Origin of the sequence: Streptomyces sp. NPDC058157 (genome assembly GCF_042884105.1) — a bacterium.
In the GTDB taxonomy this organism is placed as follows: domain Bacteria; phylum Actinomycetota; class Actinomycetes; order Streptomycetales; family Streptomycetaceae; genus Streptomyces.
The window spans coordinates 6,776-9,125 of record NZ_JBHVUQ010000243.1 but is presented as its reverse complement, the minus strand read 5'-3'; the positions used below and the strand labels follow the sequence as shown (position 1 = coordinate 9,125).

Here is a 2,350-nt window from a genome sequence, read left to right as displayed (position 1 = left end):
GTGTCGTGGCCGGAGTGGTCCACGCGGTCCGGGGCCGGCTGGCTGGGCCCGGCGAGCAGGGCCCGTACGGCCCGGCCCAGCCGCAGCACCACGTGGACCACGAAGGCGCCGATGAACACCCAGGCCCCGTAGAAGTGCAGGGTGTAGAAGGAGCCCGGGAAGACGTAGTGGAGCTGGGTGTTGAGGATGCCGGTGGCGAACTCGAACCCCGCGCCACCCACCAGCAGGAGCAGCGAGAGCCGTTCGAGGGCCTGGGCGGGCGACCGCACGGGGGGCCACGCGAACAGCTTGGGGATCACCGACCACAGCTTGGCCAGCAGCACGGGCACGAGCACGACGCCGAGCGTGACGTGCACCCCCTGGGTGACCCGGTAGAGCCAGTAGGGGGAGGTGGGCCAGGAGAAGAGGTAGAAGCCCAGCCGGCCCTTGCCCGGCGTCTGGTCGTTGACCGCCGCGAGGTCGGGCTCGTACGCGGCGTACGACAGCAGGCCCGTGACGAACAGGACCGTGACGCCGACGAGCAGGACCACCCCGAACACCGCCGTCAGCCACGGGCCGCGCAGCGGGCTGCGCCAGAACTCCGGGCGGGAGGGCCCGCGCGGCGGTCCGGCCGCCCACGCGGCCCCCAGGGCCGACCGCAGCCGGGCGAGCCGTGGCGCGGCGCCGTCACCGGACTCCGGTTCCGCCTTCCTGCCCGCCGGGCCGGGGGATGCGGCCGGGCGGCCGTTCTGTGCGTCCATGGGGTTCCTCCACAGGTTCCGTTCGCGAGGGCTCACCGGGGCTCTCCCGGTGCGGGGGACGACTGGGGCACGGGGGCCGGACGGCCCCGCGCCGCGGCACGGGCGCGCACCGCCCAGCCGCACAGGACGGCCAGCGCGGCGACCGCGTAGCCGGCCGTGCCGGCGTGCGGGACGACCCGGCCCGTCAGGTAGGCGGCCGCGCCCGCGACCGCGACGCCCAGCCATTCCCAGCGGCCGTCGAGCGCCACCAGGGCGATCAGGAGGAGGGCGTACCAGGAGTAGCCGGGGGTGGTCAGCAGGAAGGCGGCCCCGGTGACCAGGAGAGCACCGCTCCAGGGGCGCTCGGGGTCGCCCCGCCGGATCACGTACACACTGACGGCGGCCATCCCCGCGACGACGCAGGGCACGGCCCACGAGCCGGGCAGCAGCAGGCGCAGCAGCGCGTAGCGGTCACCGGCGGACGGGTCCTGGTAGCCCTCCTCGTCCGCGTACCCGGCGAGGTAGCCGAGGACCGAGGAGCGGGAGAGCAGGACGTACGGCAGGTACAGGGCGGTGAGCACCACCACGCAGGGGAGCAGGACGGCGGCGGCGTCGCGGACCCGGCGCACACCGGACAGGGCGCCGGGCAGCAGGACGGCGGGCAGGAGCTTGACGGCGGTGGCCAGACCGAGCAGTGCGCCGCCCCGGGCCCGGTGGCGAACGGTCAGACCCAGGGCGACGACGGACAGCAGGACGGCGAGGACGTCCGCGTGGGCGTTGTTGACGGCCTCGACCGCGACCGCCGGGCACCAGGCCCAGTACGCCGCGCCGCGGGGGTCACCGCGCCGGCGCAGGACGCCCAGCAGCGCCAGGGTGGTGGCGACCGCGAGGACGGCGCCGCCCACCTGGAAGGCCTTGTGGCGGGCTCCGTCGGGGGAGAGGGCGTGGACGAGGAGGAAGTACAGCTCGCCGGCCGACGGGTAGATCGTGTGGACCCGGGGCCGGTTGATGCGCGTGCAGACGCCCGGGGACACCGCGGCGAGGTCCGGCCGGGCGCACGCCTTCCCGGTGGGGAACAGCCAGTCGTCGCGGTACGGCAGGAGGGCGGCGTCGGCCGGGGCGTGGTCGTAGGGGGAGACGCCCGCCGCCTGCACGCGGCCGTCCCAGGCGTAGCGGTACGAGTCGGTGCTGGTGCGGGGCGGGGCGACCAGGCCCGTCGCGGCGACGGCGATGCCGCCGGCGAGGACCAGGGCGGCGGCGTGCCGGGCGGGAACCCGGCGCAGGGACCACACCGCCGCCGCGAACAGGACCCAGCAGGCGGCGTACAGCCACGACAGGCCGGCCGGGTCCGTGAAGTAGCCGTCCTCGCGCACGGTCAGGACGAGCACCGTGACCAGGGCGCCCACGAGGACGGCGGTGGCGGCGGTGGCCCGTGCGGAACCGGCGGGCGCCCGGGTCACGGAGCGGCCCTTAGGGCGGCACGGGCCTTCGGGCCGCGCCCCGTCCCGGCGACCAGCTCGGCGAAGTGCCGGCCGGCCACCGTCCAGCTCCCGGCGGCGCGCCAGCCCGCGGCCTGTGCGTGGCGCAGCAGCGCCCGGTGGCCCACCCGGGCCCACGGGAAGGGGGTGCCG

Annotated in this window: 1 protein-coding gene and 1 pseudogene; both read right to left on the bottom strand. The window is 76.6% G+C overall.

The window, feature by feature from the left end; genetic code table 11:
• Positions 1-740: pseudogene (locus ACFVXK_RS34150) on the bottom strand (hypothetical protein); the annotation flags it as partial.
• A gap of 32 nt (positions 741-772) precedes the next feature.
• Positions 773-2,179 (bottom strand): glycosyltransferase 87 family protein, encoded by a 1,407-nt coding sequence (locus ACFVXK_RS34145; RefSeq protein ID WP_389619756.1) that lies wholly within the window; start codon positions 2,177-2,179, stop codon positions 773-775.
• Between the last annotated feature and the right edge of the window lie 171 nt (positions 2,180-2,350).